This window comes from Arthrobacter sp. JCM 19049 (genome assembly GCF_001310435.1).
In genome coordinates, this window is sequence record NZ_BAXF01000477.1 from 1 (window position 1) to 1639 (window position 1639).

Sequence of the window (1639 nt, forward strand, 5' to 3'; positions counted from 1 at the left end):
ATGCCGGCCAGCCCCATCCGGATCAGCGCCTGGCGGCCCAGTTCGATGGCCCGCTGGCGCGGGGTGGAGTTGATCAGCAGGGCCATCGCCACGTTCTCCTCCGCGGTCAGCTCCGGGATCAGCAGCCCGGACTGGAAGACGAAGCCGAACGCCTCACGGCGCAGCTTCGAGCGCTGCCCCTCCCCCAGGCCGGTGATTTCCACCGGGGCCCGGCCGGGCAGGGCCAGGGTGACGGACCCGGGAGTTCGGGGCCTCGATCCCGGCCAGGGTGTGCAGCAGGGTGGACTTCCCGGATCCGGAGGGCCCCATGATGGCCAGCGAGCCTCCGCGCGCCACGTCCAGGTCCACCCCGTCCAGGGCGGTGGTCGAACCGTAGCGGCGGGTCAGGGCCCGGGCACTGAGAACAGCAGTATTTTCAAGCATGATCCCAGCTTTCCAGCCGCGCACCCACCGCGTCCTCGGCCGAGCGGGCGAAAAACGCCGCCCGTTTTCTCCTACCGTGGTAGCACTCACGGCGGGCCGGGCTGCCGCCCGGGTATGCTGGGCGCACCATGGTTTTGGAACTCTACACCCAGCCGTTTTGTGCCCCCTGCGTCCGTGCCCGCCAGGTGGTGCGCCGGGTGGCGGAGCTGGTCCCGGCGCTGGAGGTGCGCGAGGTCGACGTGGTGGCCCAATGGCAGCTGGGCCGGGAACTGGGGATCAGTTCCACCCCGGTGATCCGGCTGCTGGATGAGGACCGCCAGCTGCTGCGCGCCGAATCGGTGCCCACCATGAACCAGCTGCTGGCAGCGGTCGCCGAGCACCTCTAGATCCTGCGCTGGCCCGCCGGTGTGACGCATCCCGGATCCCGGGTGGTGCGACTCGCACCCCGCCGAAGCCGGGTTTCGGCCCCCGGATGGGGAACAATGGGACGGGTGAGTGTTGCTTCTTCCCTTGGTTCACCGGTCGGCTCCCCTGCGGGGCATGAGTGCTTCCAGCGGGTGCTGGCCGATTCGTCGAACCGCATTGAATGGCTGCGGGCCCGCTCACAGGGCATCACCGCCACCGACGTGGCCAAGCTGTCCACCGAACGCTCCATCAAGTCCGCGGCCTGGGACAAGCTGTACGGTTCCGGTTTTTCCGGCAACCCCTACACCGAGCACGGCCGGCGCCGCGAGCCGGTGATCGCCAACTGGGTGCTGGAGAACTTCAACATCTTCCCCTCCAGCCAGCTGTTCCATTCCCGGGAGAACCGCCTGCACCTGGCCACCCCGGACGGCTGGGCTTCGATGCCCAGGGCACCCCGGTGCTGGCTGAAATCAAGACCACGAACAAGCCCTTCAACCGGGTTCCGCGCCACTACCTGCGCCAGATCCTGTGGCAGCAGTACGTGATCGGCGCCGAACGCACCCTGTTCGTGTGGGAACAGCACGAGAACTTCGTCCCGCTGAACGCGGTGCCCGAATTCCGTTGGGTTGAGCGCGATGACACCATGATCGCGGACCTGATCGCCAAGCGGGGTCGCTGATCGACGAGCTGCGCCGCCGCACCCTGCGCCAGCAGCAGCTCGACGATTACGGTCCGGCCGCCCTGCGCCTCTAGGCGTCCTGCTTCCGCCGCTACCCCCTGCGCCGGACCCTGCCCTTAACGAACAGCGGCG

4 protein-coding genes and 1 pseudogene are annotated in these 1639 nt (G+C 68.5%); 3 read left to right on the forward strand and 2 right to left on the reverse strand.

Annotated elements, in window-relative coordinates:
* Positions 1 to 203, reverse strand: a pseudogene (locus JCM19049_RS22725) (ABC transporter ATP-binding protein); the annotation flags it as partial.
* On the reverse strand, positions 154 to 423 hold the full coding sequence (locus JCM19049_RS22730; protein ID WP_306420812.1) for an ATP-binding cassette domain-containing protein: 270 nt from the start codon (positions 421 to 423) through the stop codon (positions 154 to 156). The pseudogene JCM19049_RS22725 and the gene JCM19049_RS22730, both read right to left, overlap by 50 nt.
* A gap of 128 nt (positions 424 to 551) precedes the next feature.
* Here JCM19049_RS22730 and JCM19049_RS13555 point away from each other — a divergent pair, with 128 nt between their 5' ends.
* The 3 genes from JCM19049_RS13555 (at position 552) to JCM19049_RS22740 (ending at position 1507) form a co-directional block, all read left to right on the forward strand.
* Positions 552 to 809: a thioredoxin domain-containing protein gene (locus JCM19049_RS13555; protein ID WP_279403225.1), complete on the forward strand. Its 258-nt coding sequence runs from the start codon at positions 552 to 554 to the stop codon at positions 807 to 809.
* 171 nt (positions 810 to 980) lie between these two features.
* Positions 981 to 1373: a YqaJ viral recombinase family protein gene (locus tag JCM19049_RS22735; RefSeq protein ID WP_306420813.1), complete on the forward strand. Its 393-nt coding sequence runs from the start codon at positions 981 to 983 to the stop codon at positions 1371 to 1373.
* Positions 1370 to 1507, forward strand: coding sequence for a hypothetical protein (locus JCM19049_RS22740; RefSeq protein WP_306420814.1), 138 nt, complete (start codon positions 1370 to 1372; stop codon positions 1505 to 1507). The genes JCM19049_RS22735 and JCM19049_RS22740 overlap by 4 nt, the downstream gene beginning before the upstream one ends.
* Positions 1508 to 1639 lie beyond the last annotated feature (132 nt).